16 protein-coding genes are annotated in these 21,926 nt (G+C 65.7%); 3 read left to right on the top strand and 13 right to left on the bottom strand.

Features of this window, described 5'->3' with window-relative positions; all coding sequences use genetic code 11:
• Nucleotides 1–7 precede the first annotated feature (7 nt).
• The 3 genes from EN853_RS17665 to EN853_RS17655 form a co-directional block, all read right to left on the bottom strand.
• Nucleotides 8–769: an SDR family NAD(P)-dependent oxidoreductase gene (locus tag EN853_RS17665; RefSeq protein WP_127859122.1), complete on the bottom strand. Its 762-nt coding sequence runs from the start codon at nucleotides 767–769 to the stop codon at nucleotides 8–10.
• Between the two features lie 36 nt (nucleotides 770–805).
• Nucleotides 806–1,576 carry an SDR family oxidoreductase gene (locus EN853_RS17660; protein ID WP_127859123.1) on the bottom strand — a complete coding sequence of 257 codons (771 nt, stop codon included), beginning with the start codon at nucleotides 1,574–1,576 and terminating at the stop codon, nucleotides 806–808.
• Nucleotides 1,577–1,689: 113 nt separating this feature from the next.
• Nucleotides 1,690–2,523 carry a GNAT family N-acetyltransferase gene (locus EN853_RS17655; RefSeq protein WP_127859124.1) on the bottom strand — a complete coding sequence of 278 codons (834 nt, stop codon included), beginning with the start codon at nucleotides 2,521–2,523 and terminating at the stop codon, nucleotides 1,690–1,692.
• A gap of 333 nt (nucleotides 2,524–2,856) precedes the next feature.
• Between EN853_RS17655 and EN853_RS17650 the strand changes: the two genes are divergently transcribed.
• Entirely contained in the window at nucleotides 2,857–3,723 is an 867-nt protein-coding gene (locus EN853_RS17650; RefSeq protein ID WP_127859125.1) for a hypothetical protein, read from the top strand.
• Between the two features lie 112 nt (nucleotides 3,724–3,835).
• On the top strand, nucleotides 3,836–4,717 hold the full coding sequence (locus EN853_RS17645; protein WP_127859126.1) for a hypothetical protein: 882 nt from the start codon (nucleotides 3,836–3,838) through the stop codon (nucleotides 4,715–4,717).
• Nucleotides 4,718–4,731: 14 nt separating this feature from the next.
• Here the strand turns inward: EN853_RS17645 and EN853_RS17640 are convergent, their stop codons facing one another.
• From EN853_RS17640 to EN853_RS17600, 9 genes are all read right to left on the bottom strand, one after another.
• Complete coding sequence (locus EN853_RS17640) at nucleotides 4,732–6,246, bottom strand: aldehyde dehydrogenase family protein (protein WP_127859127.1); 1,515 nt, start codon at nucleotides 6,244–6,246, stop codon at nucleotides 4,732–4,734.
• A gap of 175 nt (nucleotides 6,247–6,421) precedes the next feature.
• Nucleotides 6,422–7,696 carry an RNA polymerase sigma factor gene (locus tag EN853_RS17635; protein ID WP_127859128.1) on the bottom strand — a complete coding sequence of 425 codons (1,275 nt, stop codon included), beginning with the start codon at nucleotides 7,694–7,696 and terminating at the stop codon, nucleotides 6,422–6,424.
• Nucleotides 7,693–8,067 (bottom strand): YciI family protein, encoded by a 375-nt coding sequence (locus EN853_RS17630; protein WP_127859129.1) that lies wholly within the window; start codon nucleotides 8,065–8,067, stop codon nucleotides 7,693–7,695. Before EN853_RS17630 ends, EN853_RS17635 begins: the two co-directional genes overlap by 4 nt.
• A gap of 111 nt (nucleotides 8,068–8,178) precedes the next feature.
• Entirely contained in the window at nucleotides 8,179–9,267 is a 1,089-nt protein-coding gene (locus EN853_RS17625) for a DNA topoisomerase IB (protein ID WP_127859130.1), read from the bottom strand.
• Between the two features lie 200 nt (nucleotides 9,268–9,467).
• Entirely contained in the window at nucleotides 9,468–10,445 is a 978-nt protein-coding gene (locus EN853_RS17620; RefSeq protein ID WP_245517068.1) for a glycosyltransferase family A protein, read from the bottom strand.
• 72 nt (nucleotides 10,446–10,517) lie between these two features.
• Nucleotides 10,518–11,393, bottom strand: coding sequence for a transglutaminase family protein (locus EN853_RS17615; RefSeq protein WP_127859132.1), 876 nt, complete (start codon nucleotides 11,391–11,393; stop codon nucleotides 10,518–10,520).
• The gene (locus EN853_RS17610; protein ID WP_127859133.1) at nucleotides 11,394–13,805 is read right to left on the bottom strand and encodes a circularly permuted type 2 ATP-grasp protein; all 2,412 of its coding nucleotides are present in this window, start codon (nucleotides 13,803–13,805) and stop codon (nucleotides 11,394–11,396) included.
• A gap of 6 nt (nucleotides 13,806–13,811) precedes the next feature.
• Nucleotides 13,812–17,171, bottom strand: coding sequence for a transglutaminase family protein (locus tag EN853_RS17605; RefSeq protein WP_127859134.1), 3,360 nt, complete (start codon nucleotides 17,169–17,171; stop codon nucleotides 13,812–13,814).
• 105 nt (nucleotides 17,172–17,276) lie between these two features.
• Nucleotides 17,277–18,467, bottom strand: coding sequence for an acyl-CoA dehydrogenase (locus EN853_RS17600; RefSeq protein WP_127859135.1), 1,191 nt, complete (start codon nucleotides 18,465–18,467; stop codon nucleotides 17,277–17,279).
• Between the two features lie 106 nt (nucleotides 18,468–18,573).
• On the opposite strand from EN853_RS17600, the gene EN853_RS17595 reads away from it, so the two are divergent.
• Nucleotides 18,574–19,485, top strand: coding sequence for a LysR family transcriptional regulator (locus tag EN853_RS17595; protein WP_127859136.1), 912 nt, complete (start codon nucleotides 18,574–18,576; stop codon nucleotides 19,483–19,485).
• On the opposite strand, the gene EN853_RS17590 is transcribed toward EN853_RS17595, so the two are convergent.
• Nucleotides 19,486–21,804 carry a Tex family protein gene (locus EN853_RS17590; RefSeq protein ID WP_127859137.1) on the bottom strand — a complete coding sequence of 773 codons (2,319 nt, stop codon included), beginning with the start codon at nucleotides 21,802–21,804 and terminating at the stop codon, nucleotides 19,486–19,488.
• Nucleotides 21,805–21,926 lie beyond the last annotated feature (122 nt).

The following is a 21,926-nucleotide window of genomic DNA, read 5'->3' as shown; positions in this document are numbered from 1 at the left end:
TTCGTGGTCAGCCCTTGCGTTCCTGCAGGATGTTGCCGCCGTCCACGACGAGGACGGCGCCGTTGACATAGCTGGCGCCATCGGATGCGAGGAACAGGACGGCGGCGGCGACTTCCTCAGGCGTCCCGGCACGCCCCAGCGGCGTGTTTTGCGCGGCGACGAGTTCCTCCGGCGTCGAGGCGCCGGTCGCGATCCAGCCCGGTGCGACGGCGTTCACCGTGACGCCGCTGCGGCCGACCTCAAGGGCAAGCGCGTGCGTCAGGCCGACCATGCCCGCCTTGGCAGCGGAGTAGGCGGCCTCTCCTTCGTTGGAGACGTAGGGTCCTGTGACCGAGGCCATGTTGACCACGCGTCCATGGCCGCGCCGGACCATGCCCGCCAGAAAGCCGCGTGTGGCCAGAAAGGCGGTCTTCAGGCTGACATCGATGCCCCGATCCCAGTCGCTTTCGCTGAGGTCGAGAAACCGCCGCTGCAGCGCCGGCTGTGCCACCGTTCCCATCCCGGCATTATTGACGAGGATGTCGATCTCGCCGGCCTCCGAGCACAGCCGTTCGACATCCGCCGAGCGCGTCAGGTCGGCCACGACCGCGCGGACATCGAGCCCGTCGGCCCGCAACTCTTCGGCGCGCTGTTCGACACGTTGCGACGAGGCGGTGATGGCGACCGAAAGCCCGGCTTCGCCGAACGCACGCGCGACCGCGACACCGATGCCGTCGGCGGCGCCCGCGCCGGTCACCAGCGCCGTGCGGGATTTGCGAAACACGACCATGAACCCTCCAGGCGATGAAGCCGATGCCGCCGCGCTTCAGTAGCCGGCGCTGACCCCGAAATCGATCGAAAGCGCGGCCCCGGTGATCGGCGCAGCACCCGGCTGGCAAAGATAGTGGATGAAGGACGCGATCTCTTCCACGGTGATGAACCGCGCTCTTTCTCCTTGCGGGTAGTGCCCCAGGAGGCGGCGCTTATAGCCGTCCGGGTCATTGCCGCCGTAGGTCCTCGCCTGATACTCGATCATCGGCATCGCCGTGTCGCCGGGACACACGGCGTTGACTCTGATGCCATGCGGGGCAAGCTCCAGCGCGAGCGCCTTGGTCAAAAGCACCAGACCGCCCTTGGAGGCGCAGTAGACCGCCGCGCCGTTGTTGCCGACGATGCCTGCGTCGGACGCAATGTTGATGATCACGCCTTGCGCCGCAGCGAGATGCGAAATGGCGGCCGAGATCAGGAAGAAGGCACCTTTGAGATTGACGTCCAGCACCAGATCCCACTGCTCTTCCCGGACCTCGCTTGCCGGCCCCTCAAGCCAGACGCCAGCCGCGTTCACGAGAATGTCGATGCCGCCTCCCCATTCGCTGGCCTTGTCCACCACCTCGCGGCAGGCGGCGACGGAGCGGATGTCGAGTGGCAGAGCGGTCGCTTCGGCGCCGGTCGCGGCAATCCTGGCCACGGCATCGTCGAGTCTTGGGCCAGGCAGGTCGGCGAGGGCGATCCGCTCGCCGTCCGCCGCGAGGCGCAATCCCGTCGCAAGACCCATTCCCCCGGCGCCGCCCGCGATCAGGACCGTCCTGCCAGCCATTCGATAACCTCCACGAAGCGCCGACTACATGCGAACCACGTCCGCAAGACATGTCGCATGCACCACGCCGGACAAACAATGATCACAGGAGATCGAACCGTCCGCTCCGGCGATCAACCCAGCTCCAGCGTCGTGATGCCGAAGACCTTCGTCGGCGCATTGCCGGGCTTGCCGCCCTTGTACATGCGGGTGGTCGTGAAGCCCGGAACCATGCCGGCGGCCTGGAGCATTGCGGTGAAGCCGGCCTGGGTGGCCGGCACGTCGACATGCAGCTCTCCGCCCTCCGTCCTTCCCGCCAGTTCCGCCATCAACGCCAGGGCTATGTTCATCTCGTCGGCGAACAGGGGACCGACCTTGAAACCCTCCCGGCATCGGCGCGCCACGCCATAGCCGGCAATCCCGGCCGACCCGGTGGACATGAGCGCGATCCGGGGCGCCTGCAGCCATTCCCGCAGGAAGGCCTCACGCCGCGCCGGAAAGCACTGACGGTCGTAAGCCAGGATCTCGGCTGCGTTGGCGGCCGTCACGGACCGTGCGCCGCCACCGCCGGTCAGCCCGGCCGCGCGCCCGCTGAAGCGGACGGTCTCGTAGGCAGGCACGAACCCCTTGCGCTGGTAGTTGGCGCGCTGCTCGGCCACGCCGTCGAGGCCGATGATGCGGTTGCCGAGCCGGGTCATGCCGGCGTCCCACACCGCCTTGCCATGGCCTTCGCCACGCCGGTCGGGCCGGCAGATGTAGAGGCCGATGAAGCCGAAATCCGCGCCATAGGCGACGGCGGAAATGCCGGCCACCATCTCGTTGCCGACGAAGGCGCCGATGAAGCCCGCGGGGTCGGCCGCTCGCAACGCGGCAGCGTCGCCGACGCCTGGATTCCAACCCTCGCCCGCCGCCCAGTCGACCAGCGTCTCCACCTCGCTCGCGGTCAGCGTCCGGATCGTTCTCGGCATTGTTTAACTCGGGCAGCGGCCTGGGGCGTAGGATTTCAAGCCGCCACGATAGGGCGCGACCTGCAGCTTGCAAAGGGCTCTTTTCGCGGTGGCCTGACTAGACAGTGAAGACAAATGCCGACGCGCCTCAACCCGGCTGACGGCGCAAACATCTTGACGGCTGCAGGGTTCTGGCCTGATTTCATCGGGAGGGGTTTTTCAAACTGAAGCAAAGAGTTAGCGAGGAGCACGCTGAGCAACTGTCCGTTGTTCCAAAGGGCAACTGGACACAATCGGCGAAGGCTATAAATCTGCATTTGCCGTTGCCTGGAATCGAATGGAGTGCCGCAGGAAATGCCGCTGACAGCCGAAGAGATCGCTAGTCATCCGGCAGCGCTTCGTCATGTTCAGCAGCAGTCGCGCGCGCTCATCCATGTCTACGAAACCAGCCCGCGCCTTGCCGCTGTCTTTGCCACCCAGCAGCGCTGGCTGCTCGGCCATGTCGGGCTCGCCCTGCATTTCAGGCACGACCCCAACGACCGTCGCACCGAAATGACGATGGCGCGTTTCATCGAGGTCGTGCGCCGCAACTCGGTCGCCAGCCGCAACACCGCCGAGGCGTTTGTCAAGGAAATGCTGCACTACAACATCGCCGAATATCTTTCGACGAGCGGCGATGGTCGCGCCCACCCCTTGCGGGTGAGCGCGGCCACTATTGAGACCTTTACCAGCTGGATCCATGCCCATTTGAGAACACTCGATCACATTGACGGCGGAGCACGGCTGGCAACCTTCCTCGAGCGACGCGATATGCTGGCGAAGCTGCAGCCGTTGATCTGTGACGGGCTGCTTGCGTCCATTCCGGTGCGGGAACCCCAACAAACCTTCTCGTTGTTTATCTGGCTGAACAACGGCGGCATTGTCATGGACTGGCTGATGTCGGGGATCGATCCGGACGACGCCAAGCTCGACAAGATTCCGACCGGCGTCATTTCGATCAGCGAATTCGCGCATTGGCTGAAGCTCTCGCGCACGCATCTGGCGCGCAAGCTCCACGACGCCGAAGTGCTTGGCAGCATCGGCTGGGTCGGCCAGCGCGGACATTCCGTCATGTGGGTCTCGCGACAGTTCTTCGAGGAATACATGGCCGTGCAGGCGGCCAAGCTCGCCATCGTCGACGCAGCCTTCGATGCCTGTTTTTCCAGCGCAAGCGAGGACTGAGCGCCCGGCACCTGCATGCTCATCCGGCAAAAACCGGTGGTTGCACTGGCGGGTGCCAGCCGAAACTGCTATCGGCATCGGATATTGCGATGCTTGGCGGGTTCTGGGGGGAATGGCGCTGACGTTCGAAGACATTGCGGGCCATCCTGCGCTGCCCGCCTGCGTCCAGGCACAGGCGCGGGCGATGTTGGTGGCCTATCAAGGAAACCCGCGGGCGTCCTCGGTCTTTGCCACCCAGCAGCGCTGGCTGATGGCCCATATCGGGCTTGCCCTGCATTTCCGCCGAGACCCCAGCGACTATCGAAAGGAGCTGACGGCGGCGCGTTTCGTCGGCGTCACGCTTCAGCATTCGGTGGCCAGCCGCAACACCACCCATGCCTTCATCAAGGAAATGCAGCACTACAATTTCATCGTGGATGCGCCGGGCGGTGACGACGGCCGCATTCGCCCCTTGCGGCCGACGGCCGCGGCATTGGTGGAGCTGACAGGCTGGGTTCTCATGCATCTCAAGACGCTTGACGATCTCGACGGCGCGAACCGGCTGGAGACGTTCCAGGCAAGGCCGCAAATGCTGGCGCAGCTGCAGCCGCTGATCGCGGACGGGCTGGTCTCCTCCGTGCCGGTGCGCGAACCGGAAAAGACATTCTCGCTGTTCACCTGGCTCAACAATGGTGGCGTCGTCATGGACTGGCTGATAGCCGGCGTCGAACTCGAGAATGTCGGCCAGGAGCGTATCCCGACCGGCATCCTCTCGATCGGCGATTTCGCCAGATGGCTGAAACTGTCGCGTACCCACCTGGCGCGCAAATTGCGCGACGCCGAGTCGCTCGGCAGCGTCGGCTGGCTCGGCCAGCGCGGTCATTCCGTGATGTGGGTTTCGAACGAGTTCTACGGCGAGTATGTGACGGCGCAGGCGGTCAAGCTCGCCATCATCGACGCGGCCTTCGCCGCTTGCATGGAGAATGCGGCCAGCGGTTCAGCGTCTCCAGGCTGAACCGCTGGCATATCTCAGTCGATGTCGAACGACACGCCTTGCGCCAGGGGCAGCGCCTTGGAGAAGTTCACCGTGTTGGTAGCCCGTCGCATATAGGCCTTCCAGGCATCCGAGCCGCTCTCGCGGCCGCCACCGGTTTCCTTTTCGCCGCCGAACGCGCCGCCGATCTCCGCGCCCGAGGTGCCGATATTGACGTTGGCGATGCCGCAGTCCGAGCCGTCGACGCCAAGGAAGCGCTCGGACTCCTGCAGGTCGCGGGTGAAGATCGACGACGACAGGCCGGCGCCGACCGCATTGTGCAGGTCGAGCGCCTCATCGAAATCGGAATATTTCATCACATAGAGGATCGGCGCGAAGGTCTCTTCCGTCACCGGCGAAACCTGGGCCGGCATCTCGACCAGCGCCGGATGCACATAGTAGGCTTCCGGGTGTCCGTTCTCGACGCGCGCGCCACCGGTCACCTTGCCGCCATGCGCCTCGGCCTCCTTCAATGCCTTCTGCATGTTGTCGAAGGCGGCCTTGTCGATCAGCGGGCCGACCAGCGCCGACGTCTCCAGCGGATTGCCGACCGAGACGCTCTGATAGGCTTTCTTGAGACGCGGCAGCAGCGCGTCATAGACGCTCTCATGCACGAACAGGCGCCGCAGCGTCGTGCAGCGCTGGCCAGCCGTGCCCATGGCGCCGAAGGCGATCGCACGCAGCGCCATGTCGAGATCGGCGGTGGGCGCCACGATGCCGGCATTGTTGCCACCGAGCTCCAGCACCGCGCGGGCGAAGCGCTTCGCGAGTCGCGGGCCGACCTCGCGGCCCATGCGGGTCGAGCCGGTGGCCGAAACCAGCGGCACCTTGGGATGGTCGACCAGCACCTCGCCGACGGCGCGGTCGCCGATCAGCACCTCGAGCAGGCCCTCCGGCGCGTCGGTGCCGAAACGCTTGGCGGCACGCTTGAAGATCGCCTCGCAGGCAAGCGCCGTCAGCGGCGTCTTTTCCGACGGCTTCCACACCACCGCGTCGCCGCAGACGAAGGCAAGCGCCGCGTTCCACGACCAGACCGCGACCGGGAAGTTGAAGGCCGAGATGACACCGACGACACCGAGCGGATGCCAGGTCTCCATCATGCGATGCCCGGGACGCTCGGTGGCGATGGTCAGGCCGTACAATTGCCGCGAAAGGCCGACCGCGAAATCGCAGATGTCGATCATCTCCTGCACTTCGCCGAGACCCTCGGACGGGATCTTGCCGACCTCGATCGACACCAGCCGGCCGAGTTCCGCCTTGTGCGCGCGCAGTTCCTCGCCGAGCAGGCGCACCAGCTCGCCGCGCTTCGGTCCCGGCACCAGTCGCCAGGCCTTGAAGGCCTTGTGCGCCGCATCGATCGCCTTGCCCGTATCGGCCGCCGAGATCGACTTCAGCGCCGCGATCTGCTCGCCCGTAACGGGGCTGCGTACGATAAGGTCGCCGCCGGAAAGCGCATCCTTGGCGACGCCCAGTTTCTCCAGAAGTGAGGTCGTTTCCTTCGCTATCGTCATTTTTATCCCTTTCAGATATGGCGGGCGTCAAAGCCATACGCCGTGCCTTGCCATGCCCTTGGGCACGTCCGGGCGCTTTTGATGGCGTGGCATTACTCGTTTCAGGGAAAAACCGCCACCCCGGCATGGTCCAAGGCAAAAAGCGCGAAATTGGGCCAGACAACGGAGCCGGGGATCAGCGTGCCTTCTGGATGGGCGACTTGCCGGCGCTTTCCTTGATCAGCCGGTCGATATGCATGCGGATATGAGCGGCCTCGGCGGCGGTGTTGGCGAGCGCGATCGCGCGGTCGAAGGCGACGCGCGCCTCTTCGTTGCGGCCGAGCTGCATCAGCAGACCGCCCCTCAGGCCGAAGAAGTGGAAGTAACCCGCCAGCCGGTCTTCCAGCGGCTCGATCATGGCGAGCGCCGCTTCCGGGCCGCGCACCTTGCTCACCGCGACGGCGCGGTTGAGCGTCACCACCGGCGACGGCTGCATTTGCTCGAGCAGGCCGTAGAGCAGGTCGATCTCGGTCCAATCGGTCTCCTCGGGCGTTGCCGCCCGCGCATGCAGCGCTGCAATCGCCGCCTGCACCTGGTAGGGGCCGGGCTTGCGGTGGCGCAGCGCCTTGTCGACCAGCGCCAGGCCCTCGTCGATCATCTTGCGGCTCCAGAGCGACCGGTCCTGGTCCTCGAGCAGCACGATCTCGCCATTCTCGTCGAACCGCGCCGGCGCGCGCGCATGCTGGAGAAGCAGCAGCGCGGTCAGCCCCATGATCTCAGCTTCCTGCTGGAACAGCCTGAGCAGCAGCCGGGCAAGCCGGATCGCTTCCTCGCAGAGGGGCGCGCGGGCCGGCGCCTCGCCGCCATTGGTCGAATAGCCTTCGTTGAAGATGAGGTAGACCATCGCGGCGACCGCCGCGAGCCGCTCGGAGCGTTCGACCGCGCCCGGCGTCTCGAACGGCACGCCGGCATCCGCAATGCGCGCCTTGGCGCGGGTGATGCGCTGCTCCATGGCGCTCTCGCCGACCAGGAAGGCGCGCGCGATCTGCTTGACGGTGAGGCCGGAGACGATGCGCAGCGCCACCGCGATCTGCTGCGTCGCCGGCAGGTCCGGATGACAGCAGATGAACAGGAGCCGCAAGATGTCGTCGCGATAATGCGCGCCGTCCAGCCGCTCGGCCATATCGCCTTCGGCATCCTCGAGGTCGGAAATCTGGTCCTCTTCCGGCATCGGCGCCTGCTTGGCGCGCTTGCGCACAGCGTCGATGCCGCTGTTGCGGCCGACAAAGATCAGCCACGCCGCCGGATCGCGCGGCGGACCGTTCTTCGGCCAGTTCTTCAGCGCCCTCAGGCAAGCATCCTGGAAAGCTTCTTCCGCGGCGTCGAGGTCGCGGAAATAGCGCAGCAGCGCGCCCATCGCCTGCGGACGGGCGGTGCTGATCGCGTTGCTGATCCAGGCAAGATCGGTCATGCGGGAACCTTGGTCGGATTGAAGATGGAGATCGGCCTGATCTCGTAGGAGCCGCCGCTCGGATTGACCTCGGAGAGCTCGCGGGCGAACTCGACAGCCTCGTCGAGGTCGCGGCACTCGAGCGTGTAGAAGCCGAGGAACTGCTCCTTGGTCTCGGCGAACGGGCCGTCGAGCACGATCGCTTCGCCCTTGACCTTTCGCAGCGTCGTCGCGGCGGTGGTCGGCAACAGACGCGCCACCGGGCCTAGCCGGCCTGCCTTGGCGTATTTGTCCTGCACGTCGAGAAGCTTTGCCATCACCTCGTCGTCCTGTTCCTTGCTCCAGGAGCAGACGACGTCTTCGGAGGCGTAGCAGAGGATGGCGTAAAGCATGGTCTCGTCCTTTCCGTATCAAAGGACGCGACAGTAGGACCCTTCCCGACACAACGTCGATAAAAAAATTGATAGGACGATCACGGACTTACCCTATTCCCTCGCCGCTCGTCAGACCCCGCGCGCCTTGAGCCATCTCAATACCAGCGTCTCTTCCTCATCGAGGCCCGGTATAAGGCGCTTCCGCCCGTTGGCTTGCGCCATTTCGCCGAGCCTTCCCTCGGACCAGGCTTCGAAGACAAGCGGGTGAATATAGCATTTCCGGCAGACGGCGCGCGTGTTGCCCAGCCGTTCGGCAACTTTGTCGACGATCTTGTTCATCACCCGCTTCTGCTGAGTCAGGTTTTCGGGAAGCTCCGCCTGGGCGAACAAGGATACGGCGTGGATCGTTCCACCCCAGGTGCGGAAGTGCTTTGAGCTGAACTCCGCGTCGGACGCCTCGCGAATGTAGCGGTTGATGTCCTCGGAACGCACCGGCCGGCGATTGCCGCCTTCGTCGAGATACTGGAACAGCGTCTGGCCAGGCAGGTCCTGCGCGCCGCGCACAATTCTGGCGATGCGGCGGTCGACGAGCTTCAGCTTCCATTCCTTGCCGGACTTGCCCTTGAAAGCGAAGCGCAGGCTGGAACCGGTGATATCGACATGGCGGTCGCGCAGCGTTGTCAGCCCGAAACTCTTGTTGTCCCGGGCATAGGCGGCATTGCCGACGCGGATCATGGTGTTGTCGAGCAGCCAGACGACCGCTGCGACGACACGTTCCATCGGCAGGCCGTGCCGGCGCAGGTCGACATCGACCTGACGCCTGAGAGCCGGAAGACGTTCCGCGAAAGCGACCAGGCTGGAATATTTGGCGCCGTCCCGCTCCTCGGTCCATTGCGGGTGATAGCGATATTGCTTGCGCCCGCGCTGATCCCGGCCGGTCGCCTGGATATGGCCGTCCGGATCTGGCGAAATCCATACGTCTGTCCAGGCCGGCGGGATGACGATCGCCTTGATGCGGTCAAGCGTCGCCGCATTGACCGCGCTCCCGTTCGGGCCGAGGTAGAAAAATCCCTTGCCTTTCCTCAGGCGCCGGATGCCCGGATCGGCGTCGCTGACATAGCGGAGCAAGGCGCGCTCGGCCGAACTTTGCGCGCCGTTCCTTTGCATTTGCTCGCCACCCGCCAGGCGATCGGAAGACGACTGTGCTCGTTGCAGCATGATGGCTCCACGGAACTGGTCTGGAGATAAGCCGCGCGACCAGCGGCTGGTTCCACGTCCCGGAGAGCGCCCTTCAGCCGTGCCGGGCGCCCGATACAACTCCGGCAGTGGAATCCCCAAGCGACGCGCCTGGATCCGCTGGTCAGTTGGCCGATCCGGTCAACCAATCGCCGGGACTGCAAGCTCCGGCCCGTCGGCCATCAGGCGCTTTGCAACTGGATGTGATGGACTGAGAACCGGCGCCGCGCCGCGATTTTCAACCGGTAGCGCATGCGGCGCCAGATGTCGGCGGAAACCATCGGGGCGGCTTCGGCCACCGCCAGGAATTTTGCCGCTGTTTCGAGATCGCCGCGCGCGTAGTGAACACGTGCGATTTTGAGCGCCACAAGCCCTTCCCGCGCCTTCAGCGACGATTTCGGGATGCCGCAGTCGGCGAGTTCGCGCAGCGCCAGGCGCCATTCGAGGAAGCGCCGCGCGGGCTTGACCGTGAAGCGGTCGTCCGAGCGTGCCGACGACACGATGTAGGTCATGATGGGCTGGGTCACGACCGCGAGCGGTGCCTTGCTCATCACCCGTACCCAGAACAAAGTGTCCTCATCGTAGGCAAGCCCGGTCGGGAATCGCGCGTCGCCGACGGCACGCCGCGAAACCAGCGCGCTGCCGACGGCAATCGACCGCATCCGGCCTTCCAGATAGGCGGAGGCATTGGCGAGCCCGGCAGCCATATAGCCAACCGGCGTTTTGAACTTCCGGTCCAGACCGTCGGTTCGCCGGCGGTAGGCGCCGACCACCATATCCGTGCCTGGCTTGGCCCTGGTCTTGGACAGCAGCGCCCGCAACCCACCCTTGAGATGCAGATCGTCGGCGTCGATCATATAAATCCAGGGAAAGCGTGCTCCGGTCAGCGCTAGATTGCGGGAGCCGCCCGCGTCCCGGCAACTCGACTGGACGACGCGCAGCGGCAAGGCCAGCCGCAAGGCAGCATCCGCGGCGGCGGCCGCCGTATCGTCTGTCGAGGAATCGTCGACCAGAATCACTTCGCCGATGATCTCGGCTTCCGGCGCAAGCGATGCCAAGGTCCGCGCGACGGTCGCCGCGGCGTTGTGGGCTGGAATAATGACGCTAATCGCTGTCAACGAGCGCTCCCCGCCGTCAAATGGAGCGGCAGCATTCAACATCCTCCTGGTCAGGATAGCCGCGGTATCGCGAGAAGCAATCCTTCCCAAAGAGCTATCGGCGCTGTCGCGCCTTCAGGCAGCGACGGGGATGACGTCGACGGCCTGTTCGCCGACCTGGCCGCCGGTGGTTTTCAAGACGCCGACGATCGGCGCCACATCGGAATAGTCGCGACCGTACCCGACCGTAATATGGTCGTTGCTCGCCCGCATGCCGTTGGTCGGATCGAATTCCTGCCAGCCGGCATCGCGGCCGCACCAGGCCTTGACCCAGGCATGCATGGCATCGGCGCCTTCGAGCCTCGGTTTGCCCTTGGGCGGGATTGTGCGCAGGAAGCCGCTGACATAGCCGGCGGGGATGCCAAGCCCGCGCAGGCCGGCGATCATGATGTGCGAAAAATCCTGGCAGACCCCGCGTTTCAGCGCGAAGGCATCGCCGGCCCGCGTCTGCACGGTGGTCGCCTTGCCATCATAGGTGAAATCGCCGTGGATGCGGTTGCAGAGATCGACAGCCGTTGCGACCGCCGACCCGGCGAGGCTTTCCCGCGCATAGGCCGTGATCGCCGTATCGATGCCGACGTGATCGCTGGCGGCAAGAAAATGGTGCGGCGCGACGGGGGACAGCGAGCGCACCGCATCGAGTTCCGCCCGCAAACCGTGGATGTCGGGCGAGACGTCAAGACCGGGTTCCGGCCGCGAAACCGACACCCGCGCGCTCATCCTGATGTCGAGCGTGTCGTGAGCGTCGCGGAATGCGATCGAGGTGACGCTGTTGCCGAAGAAATCGGAAAAATCTGCGCGCTCGGTGGGTATCGGCGCAAATGACAACGACGCGGCGATGACCCGCTGCACGCCGGCGATCGTCTGCGGCAGCACGCGCACCTGGTGCCTGCCGCCGCCGGCAGCGGCAGCATAGTCGTAATGCAAATGAAGCCTGATGTCGTAAAGCATCTAACCGAAATACGCCTTGGCGAGGCTGTTGTAGAGATCGCCGATCTGGTTGGCGAGATCGTCAAGCACCTTCGCGGTCATGTCCTGGGGCTCCATCACGGCGATAGCCGTGTTGAGCTGCAGGATTTCTTTCGCCGCGGGCGACATGTGTCCCTCGCCGCCGACGGACGGCAGCATGCCGATCTCGGCCTTGAGCCGCTCGAGCTGGAACAGGATGGAGCGCGGGTTGAGCGGGTCGAGCGCCAGGAGGTCGATCACGGTGCGCCGGCCGGCCTGCACCGGATATTGCCGGCGGTGGGTCATCACGCTGTCGCCGATCTCCAGCATCATGTCGAGCGCGCCTTCCGGAGCGCTATTTCCGGTCAGCCGCGCCAGAGTGCGGGCGATCTGGATGCCACGCTCCAGCCGGCGGCCGATCTCCAGGAAGCGCCAGCCCGTGAAGCGGTACATGTTCTCGTGCAGCAGGCCCGAGAAGCCGGCGAGCTTGCGCAGCATCACGGTCATCGCCCGCGTCGCATCATCGCCGGGCACCACGGTGGCGGCGAATTTATGGATGGTCTTCGACAAATCCTTCAGCGCCAGCCAGCCATCCGGCGAGAAGCGGTCGCGGATCTGCCCGGCGCTGTAGACGGCGCTGTCCAGCGTGCTGATCAGTCCCAGCGGAATCGCGGATTCAACCTCGATGCCGAACGGTTCGAGATAGTCCCTCATGTCGGCGAGGAGGGGCATCTCGGGATCGGAGGTCTCCGCCAGCCGCACATGATAGGCGCGCAGGATTCGCACCGTGTCTTCCGAGCGCTCGATGTAGCGGCCGAGCCACGTCAGGTTTTCCGCCGCGCGGCTCGGCAGGCTGCCGGGCATGGTGCGGGTGAAGCTGTCATGCTCCTGCGGCAGCAGTGTCTCGCGCTCGACCGGCCTGTCGCTGACCACCCAGACATCGGCGGCCTGGCCGCCGCGCTGCATGGCTATCGCCGTTGGGTCGAGCGAGAAGCCGACGCGGGCGAAGCCGCCGGGCATGACGGTCCAGCCTCCTTCCGTTCGTGCCAGATAGACGCGCAGGCTGGCGGGCCGAGGCTCCAGCACACCGCCGACAAAGACAGGCGTCGTCGAGAGCGTCACGGCCTCCTGGCCGACAAAGCCCGCGCCGTCGGCTTCGATCCGCGCGATCAGCTCCGCCCGTTCTCCTGCCGACAGCAACGAGCCTAGCTGCGTCGCGCCGTCGTCCTCGAAGGCGAGCCGCGTCGACAGCGCCGGGCCAACCACTAGGCGGTCGATATTGGCCAGCACATGGTCGCGTTCGATCTCCTGCCCGCACCACCAGGTGGCGATGCTCGGCAGCCTGAGCTCTTCACCCTGCAGCTCCCGCGCGATCCTCGGCAGGAAGGAAAGCAGCGCCCGTGTTTCCATCAGGCCCGAACCCAGCGCGTTGACGGCCGAGACCGTGCCGCGGCGGATCGCCTCGACCAGTCCGGGCGTGCCGATCTGCGAGTCCGGCTTGAGCTCGAGCGGATCGGCGAAGGCGGCATCGAGCCGCCGCCACAGCACGCCGATTGGCATCAGCCCCGAAACGGTGCGCACCATCAGCCGGCCACCGGACACGGTCAGGTCCTCGCCCTCGAGCAGCATGATGCCGAGATAACGAGCGATATAGGCGTGCTCGTAATAGGTCTCGTTGAGCGGCCCGGGCGTCAGGATGGCGACGCGGCCGCCGGACTCTCTTGCCATGCCGTTCAGCGCATCGCGGAAGCGGCGGAAGAAGCCGGCCAGCCGATGCACATGCAGCTCGCCATAGATGTCGGACAGCGCGCGCGTGGTGGCGACGCGGTTCTCCAGCGCGAAGCCGGCGCCCGACGGCGCCTGCGTGCGGTCGCCCAGCACCCACCAGCGGCCGTCCGGTCCGCGGCCAAGCTCGAAGGCGACCATATGCAGGAAATGACCGCTCGCCGGCCGCACCCCGACGACAGGGCGCAGATATTCCGGACTGGCCGCGATCAGCCCTGCCGGGAGAATGCCCTTCTCGACCAGCCGGTTCGACCCGTAGATATCGGCCAGGATCGCCTCGAACAGGTCGGCGCGCTGGACGAGGCCGGCGCTGATGTCGGCCCATTCCTTTTCGTCGATCAGCAGCGGGACATGCGCCAGCGGCCATTCGCGTTCATTGGCGCCTGCCTTGTCGTAGACGCGGTAGTAGACGCCGGCATCGCGCAAATACTGGTCGGCGCGGGCAAATCGCTGTCCGAGCGTTTCCGCTCCCAGATCGTCCAGCGCCTCGATGAAGGATCGCCAGGCCGGGCGCGGATTGCCTGACGAATCGACCATCTCGTCGACGACGCCATCAATCGGCCGGTAGTGCTCCAGCAGGCTCCGCGCCCGCAGCCTGCCGCCCGCCCGTTTCTGATTCCCCTTTGCCATGGTCGATCAGAGTCTCGCTGGCCGCCTCAGGTCAAGGGTCATGGGAAAGTCTTCAGAGCCTTCTTCGGCATGGAGCACGTAGCCGCCCGGCGTATGGCCGCGCGGCTCGAAGCGGGCAAGCCGCCTCGCTTCCGCCTCGTTGCCGTTCACGGGGAACGTGTCGTAATTGCGGCCGCCCGGATGAGCGACATGATAGACACAGCCGCCGATAGAGCGGCCCGACCAGCGGTCGTAGATGTCGAAGACCAGCGGCGTGTTCACCGGCAAGGCCGGATGCAGGCCCGACGCTGGCTGCCACGCCTTGAAGCGCACACCCGCCACCGCGACCTCACGATTGTCGGTCACCTTCATCGGCACGATACGGCCGTTGCAGACCACCGCGTGGCGTTCCGGATTGAGGCCTTCGGTCCGCACCTGCAGCCGCTCGACCGAGGAATCGACGAAGCGGACCGTGCCGCCGATGGCGCCCTGCTCGCCCATCACATGCCAGGGCTCCAGCGCCTGCCTCAATTCCAGCTTGACGCCGCCTTGGCTGACCTCGCCGCAGAAGGGAAAGCGGAATTCGAGCTGCGCGGCGAACCATTCGGGACGGAACTCGAAGCCGTTTTGCTTCAGGTCCTCCAGCACGTCGAGGAAATCGGCCCAGACATAGTGCGGCAGCATGAAACGGTCGTGCAGCGAAGTGCCCCAACGCACGAAACGGCCGTCGAGCGGGTTCTTCCAGGCTCGGGCGATGATCGCGCGCACCAGAAGCTGCTGCGCCAGGCTCATGCGCGCATTGGGCGGCATCTCGAAGCCGCGGAACTCGACCAGCCCAAGCCGGCCGGTCGGACCGTCGGGCGAAAACAGCTTGTCGATGCAGATCTCCGAGCGATGCGTGTTGCCGGTCACGTCGGTCAGCAGATTGCGGAACAGCCGGTCCACCAGCCACGGCAAGGGCGCCTCGCCCTTGCCCGGGTGCGGCACCTGCGCCAGCGCGATCTCGAGTTCATAGAGCGAATCGTGGCGCGCCTCGTCGATGCGCGGCGCCTGGCTGGTCGGACCGATGAACAGGCCCGAGAACAGGTAAGACAGCGAGGGGTGCCGCTGCCATTGCAGCACCAGGCTTTTCAAGAGGTCCGGCCTGCGCAGGAAAGGGCTGTCGTTCGGCGTCGCGCCGCCGACCACGACATGGTTGCCGCCGCCGGTGCCGGTGTGGCGGCCGTCGATCATGAACTTGTCAGTTCCGAGCCGCGCCTGCCTGGCCTCCTCGTAGATCGCCGAGGTCGTGGCGATGCATTCCTGCCAGTTGGCGGCCGGATGGATGTTCACCTCGATGACGCCGGGATCGGGCGCGACACGGACGATGTTGAGGCGCGGATCGTGCGGCGGGCCGTAACCCTCGATATGCACCGGCAGGCCAATGGCCCTTGCCGCGTTCTCGGCTGCCGCCACCAGCTCGAGATAATCCTCCAGCGCCTCGACCGGCGGCATGAACACGCAGAGCCGCCCGTCGCGCGGCTCGACCGTGAGCGCCGTGCGCACCGCGCCGCCGATCTCGGTCAATTGCTGCTCGACGCGATCCTGCTGGCCGGTCGCAGCCGTGAACGATGCCGCCTGCTGGCGGCGCGCCATTTCGTCGGCGCCTTCAAGCTCAGCCGGAGCGGCTTCCGGCAAGATGGCTTCGCGCACCGGCAACGGACCACGCGGCACCGATGGATCGACTGGCACTATGTAAGGGAATTGCGCCGGCGGCACATAAGGCAGCGTGCCAAGCGGCAAGCGGTAGCCGACCGGTGAATCGCCGGGGACAAGGAACAGGCGGCCGCGCCGGGTCTTCCACTTCTCCGAGCGCCAGCGCTGACCCGCGGCCTGGCTGTTCCAGCGCTGCACCGGCAGCACATAGCCCGACGGCTTGGTCAGGCCGCGTTCGAAGACGCGCGCCATGCGGCTTCGCTCTTCGGGATCCTCCAGCTTCGAATTTGAAGGGTCGACATTGTCCGGCAGCTTGCCTTCCTTGAGCAGCCATTCGGCCGGATCCTCGTAGGCCTCGCTGACCATCGCCTTGTCGATACCGAGTTCTCCGGCAATCGCCGTGAGCAGGCTTTCGGCCTGCTCGGGCCCGACAGGGACGGCGCTCTTTTCGCGCGCGATCAGCGACGGGTCGCGCCAGACCGGCTCGCCATCGGTGCGCCAGTAGAGCGAGAAGGTCCAGCGCGGCAGGCTCTCGCCGGGGTACCATTTGCCCTGGCCGTAATGCAGGAAGCCGCCCGGCGCGAAGCGCTCACGCAGCCGGCGGATCAGCTCATCCGCCTTGTCGCGCTTGGTCGGGCCGACGGCTGCCGTGTTCCATTCGGCGGACTCGAAATCGTCGACCGACACGAAGGTCGGCTCGCCGCCCATGGTGAGGCGAACGTCCTGCTCCAGCAGGACTGCGTCGACCTCGTTGCCCAGCGCGTCGAGCGCTTCCCAGCTCTCGTCCGAGAACGGCTTGGTGATGCGCGGATGCTCGGCGATGCGGTCGACACGCATGTCGAAACCGAAATCGACATTGGCGAAGCTCGCCATGCCGGAGATCGGCGCGGCATTGCGAAAATGCGGCGTCGCCGCCAGCGGCACATGGCTTTCGCCGGTGAGCAGGCCGGAGGTCGGATCGAAGCCGATCCAGCCGGCGCCCGGAATATAGACCTCGCACCAGGCATGCAGGTCGGTGAAATCGACCGCGGTTCCGGGCGGCCCGTCAAGCGAAACCAGATCGGGCTTGAGCTGGATGAGATAACCCGAGACGAAGCGCGCGGCGATGCCGAGGTTGCGCAGGATCTGCACCAGCAGCCAGCTCGAATCCCGGCACGAGCCCTTGGCCGCCGCAAGCGTCTCCTCCGGCGAATAGACGCCGGTCTCCATGCGCACGATGTAGGCGATCTCGCGCTGCAGCCGCGCATTGAGGCCAACCAGGAAATTGACCGTGTTGACCGGGCTGCGATCGATGCTCTCCAGGAATTTCGACAGCAGCGGGCCGGCCGGCTCCGGCGCGCGGTATATTGCGAGGTCTTCCCGTATCTCTTCCGGGTACTCGAACGGGAAATTTTCCGCCGTTTCCTCGACGAAGAAGTCGAACGGATTATAGACCGTCATGTCGGCGACGAGATCGACCTCGATCTTGAGTTCCGTTACCGGCTCCGGGAAGACGAAGCGGGCAAGGAAGTTGCCGTAAGGGTCCTGTTGCAGGTTGACGAAATGGTTCTTCGGCTCGACCTTCAGCGAATGGCTGAGCACCTTGGTGCGCGAATGCGGTGCCGGCTGCAGCCTGATCACCTGGGGGCCGAGAACGACCGGTCGGTCATACTTGTAGTGGGTCAGGTGGTGGACGGCTGCCAGAATTGCCATGGGGCCCCGAGGTTCGGCGTTTCAGTCGCCGAACCCTGACACAAATGAAGACCATTCTCCAAGCAGAGATGTTGCGCTGCACCTAATTTAAGCAGCGTTGCCGGCTTAGAAAAACGCCTGGAGCCCCGTCTGCGCCCTTCCGAGGATCAGCGCATGCACGTCATGCGTGCCCTCATAAGTGTTGACCGTCTCCAGGTTTTGCGCGTGGCGCATGACGTGATAGCCGATCTGGATGCCGTTGCCGCCATGCATGTCGCGGGCCTGGCGGGCGATGTCGAGCGCCTTGCCGCAATTGTTGCGCTTGACGATCGAGATCATCTCCGGCGCCATCTTGCCTTCGTCCATCAGCCGGCCGACGCGCAGCGAGCCCTGCAGGCCGAGCGCGATCTCGGTCTGCATGTCGGCGAGCTTCTTCTGGAAGAGCTGCGTGGCGGCGAGCGGCTTGCCGAACTGCTTGCGGTCGAGGCCGTATTGCCGCGCCCGGTGCCAGCAGTCCTCGGCGGCACCCATAGCGCCCCAGGAGATGCCGTAGCGCGCCCGGTTGAGGCAGCCGAACGGCCCCTTCAGGCCCGAGACGTTGGGCAGCAGCGCCTCCTCGCCGACCTCGACGCCTTCCATCACCACCTCGCCGGTGATCGATGCGCGCAGCGAGAGCTTGCCGCCGATCTTCGGCGCCGAAAGCCCCTTCATGCCCTTTTCCAGCACGAAACCGCGGATCTGGTTGTCGTGCGCTGCCGACTTCGCCCAGACGACGAAGACGTCGCCGATCGGCGCGTTGGAGATCCACATTTTCGAGCCGGAAAGCCGGTACCCATTGGCAGTCTTCTCGGCCCGCGTCTTCATGCCGCCCGGGTCGGAGCCTGCATCCGGCTCGGTCAGGCCGAAGCAGCCGATCCATTCGCCGGAGGCGAGCCTCGGCAGGTACTTCTTGCGCTGCTCTTCCGAGCCGTAGGCATGGATCGGGTACATGACCAGCGACGACTGCACGCTCATCATCGAGCGGTAGCCGGAATCGATGCGCTCGACCTCGCGCGCCACCAGACCGTAAGTCACGTAGTTGGCGCCGAGCCCGCCATATTCCTCCGGGATGGTGATGCCGAGGAGGCCCGCCTCGCCCATCTCGCGGAAGATCGAGGGATCGGTCTTTTCGTCGAGATAGGCTTCCTCGATGCGGGGCGCGAGCTTGTCGGCGGCGAACGCCGCCGCGCCGTCGCGGACCATGCGTTCGTCCTCGGAAAGCTGATCCTCGATCAGGAAAGGATCGTTCCAGACGAAGGCGTTCTTCTCGGCGGCCATGACCTTGGACTCCCGGCATATTTTCTGTGTGCCGGGCTTATCCGCCTCCGCAGGGGAAAAATCAAACAAAATTGCATCACCGATCAATGAGCGTTAGTAATGGATCATGAACGTCCAGCGCCGTCTCTTGCCGAACACCGCCGCGCTTGCCGCCTTCGAGGCGGTGGCGCGCCTCGGCTCCTTCACCGCGGCCGCCCGCGAGCTCGATCTGACGCAAGGCGCCGTTAGCCGGCAGATCAACCTGCTGGAAGAACAGTTCGGCCGCCGGCTGTTCGAACGCGACAGCCGCAATGTCCGGCTGTCGGCGGCGGGCGAGATCTATGCCGAAGCGGTGCGCTCGGCGCTTGGCCAGTTGCGCGATGCCGCTCTTGGATTGATGAGCAATCGGCATAGCGGCGTCCTCAACCTTGCCATCCTGCCGACCTTCGGCACGCGCTGGCTGATGCCGCTCATCCCGGATTTCGTCGCCCGCCACCCCGACATCACCATCAACTTCGCCACCCGCATTGGCCGCTTCGACTTCGCCCGCGAGCGGCTCGACGCCGCCATCCACCACGGCATGCCCGATTGGCCGGACGCGGATTGCACGCTTTTGATGCGCGAGACCGTCATGCCGGTGGTTTCACCCCAATTTCTGGCCAGCCGCGACATCGCCACGCCGGCCGACATCGGCCGCCTGCCGCTGCTGCACATGGCGACGCGCCCAGGCGCCTGGAGCGAATGGTTCGAAGAGCAGGGCCTCAGCGCGCCGACCGGCCCCGGCATGCAGTTCGAGCAGTTCGGCACGGTTGCCCAGGCCTGCATGGCCGGGCTCGGTGTCGCGCTGCTGCCGGAAATCCTGATTGCCGGAGAGTTGCAGCGCGGCCAGCTCGTGCCGACGCCGGGTCAGCCGATGCAGAGCCGCAGCGCCTATTACCTCGTTGTCCCGCATGACAAACGCGGCCACCCGCCGGTCGCCAGTTTTCGCGACTGGCTGCTGGGCCAGGTGGAGAAGGAGCCGGCTTTTCTGGCCTGGTAGCTACTTCCGCTTCATCGCCTCGGCGAGCGCCGCGCCGAAAGCACCTTGCGCCGGCCGTTCGGGCTGGCGCTGCGGCATCGGCGAGCGCGGCGCCGGCTTGCCGCCGCCATTGTCACGCTGGCTGCCACGCGAGGCTCCGCCGTCGCCGTCCTTGCGCATCGAAAGCCCGATGCGGTTGCGCTTGATGTCGACATCGACGACCCGTACCTTCACCACGTCGCCGGCCTTCACCACCTCATGCGCATCCTTGATGAATCGATCAGCCAATTGCGAGACATGCACCAGCCCATCCTGGTGCACGCCGATGTCGACGAATGCGCCGAAGGCCGCGACATTGGTGACGGTGCCTTCGAGCAGCATGCCGGGCTTCAGGTCCTTGATGTCTTCGACGCCCTCGGCGAAGGTCGCCGTCTTGAAGCCTGGGCGCGGGTCGCGGCCCGGCTTTTCCAGCTCGGTGATAATGTCGCGCACCGTTGGCAGGCCGAAACGCTCGTCGACGAAGACACGCGGATCAAGCGCCTTGAGCGCGGCGCTGTCACCCATCAGCGAGCGCACATCGCGGCCGCAGGCAGCCACGATCTTCTTCGCCACGCCATAGGCTTCCGGATGCACCGAGGAAGCATCCAGCGGCTCGGCGCCGTTCGGAATGCGCAGGAAGCCGGCGCATTGCTCGAACGCGCGCGGCCCGAGCCGTGCAACCTTGAGCAAGTCGCGCCGGGTGGAGAAAGGACCGCTGGCATCGCGATGGGCAACGACCGCTTCGGCGAGCGACGGCCCCAGCCCTGAAACCCGCGCAAGCAGCGGCGCCGACGCCGTGTTGAGATCGACGCCGACCGCGTTGACCGCGTCTTCCACCACCGCCTCCAGCGAGCGGCCGAGCCGGTACTGGTCGACATCGTGCTGGTACTGGCCGACGCCGATCGACTTCGGCTCGATCTTGACCAGCTCGGCGAGCGGATCCTGCAGGCGCCTGGCGATCGACACCGCGCCGCGCAGCGACACATCCAGGCCCGGGAACTCTGCCGCTGCCGTGGCCGAGGCGGAATAGACCGAGGCGCCCGCCTCGCTGACGATAACCTTGAGCGGCTTAGGACCGGCACCAGCCGGCAGGTCCGACAGCATGTCGGCGACCAGCTTCTCGGTCTCGCGGCTGCCCGTGCCGTTGCCGATCGAGATCAGTTCCACCTTGTGCTGGCGGATGAGGGCAGCAAGTTCCGCCTGCGTGCCGCGCACGTCGTTTCTCGGCGGAAACGGATAGACCGTCGTCGTCGCCACCAGCTTGCCGGTGCCGTCGACCACCGCCACCTTGACGCCGGTGCGAATGCCCGGGTCGAGACCCATGGTCGGCCGCGAGCCGGCGGGCGCGGCAAGCAGCAGATCCTTCAGATTGCGGGCGAAGACATGGATCGCCTCTTCCTCGGCCCGTTCGCGCAGGTCGCGCATCAGATCGAGCGTCAGATGCAGCGACAGTTTTATCCGCCAGGTCCAGCCGGCGACCTCCGTCAGCCATTTGTCACCCGGCAGATTGCCGCCGATCGCATAGGCATTGGCGATCATGCGCTCGACCGGCTTCACCGGCGACTGATCGTCGGCATCGACCTCGATGTCGAGCGACAGCACCTCTTCGTTGCGGCCGCGCAGCATGGCCAACGCACGGTGGCTGGGCACGCCGGCCCAACGCTCCACATGGTCGAAATAGTCGGAGAATTTCGCGCCCGCTTCCTGCTTGCCGTCGACCACCTTGGCGCGCAGGAAGGCGCGTTCCTTCATATAGACGCGCAGCTTGCCGACCAGATCGGCATTCTCGGCGAACTGCTCCGACAGGATGTCGCGCGCGCCTTCGAGTGCCGCCTTGGCGTCCGGCACCTCTTCGGTGACATAGGCGAGCGCCAGCTCTGCCGGCACCGCCGAACGGTCGGCAAGGATCGCCTCGGCCAGCGGTCCAAGCCCACGCTCCCTGGCGATCTCGGCCTTGGTGCGGCGCTTCGGCTTGTAAGGCAGGTAGATGTCTTCCAGCTCGGCCTTGGTGCTCGCCCCCGCGACCTTGGCCTCCAATTCCTCGGTCAGCTTGCCCTGCTCGCGGATCGAGCCGAGGATCGTGTCACGGCGCGCATCGAGTTCGCGCAGATAGGCAAGCCGCTCGGCAAGATCGCGCAACTGCGTGTCGTCGAGACCGCCGGTGACTTCCTTGCGGTAGCGCGCAACGAACGGCACCGTGGCGCCCTCGTCCAGCAGGCCGATAGCCGCCGCGGCCTGCTCCGGCCGCGAACCGATCTCGGCCGCGATGATTGCTGCGATGCGCTTGATGTCCGATGCCATGCTGGTCCCTGTCGAAAAGAGCGGCGACCATAGGCCGGGATGCTCCGCTCGCCAACCTTGGTGCGGTCACCGGACCCGGAAGGTCCACAGGAAACAGCCGTGAGACGAAGCGTCAGAACAGT

It is taken from the genome of Mesorhizobium sp. M1C.F.Ca.ET.210.01.1.1 (assembly GCF_004791585.1).
In the GTDB taxonomy this organism is placed as follows: Bacteria; Pseudomonadota; Alphaproteobacteria; order Rhizobiales; family Rhizobiaceae; genus Mesorhizobium.
Note: the sequence above shows the minus strand (reverse complement) of the source record. Positions and strands in the feature narration are given on the sequence as shown.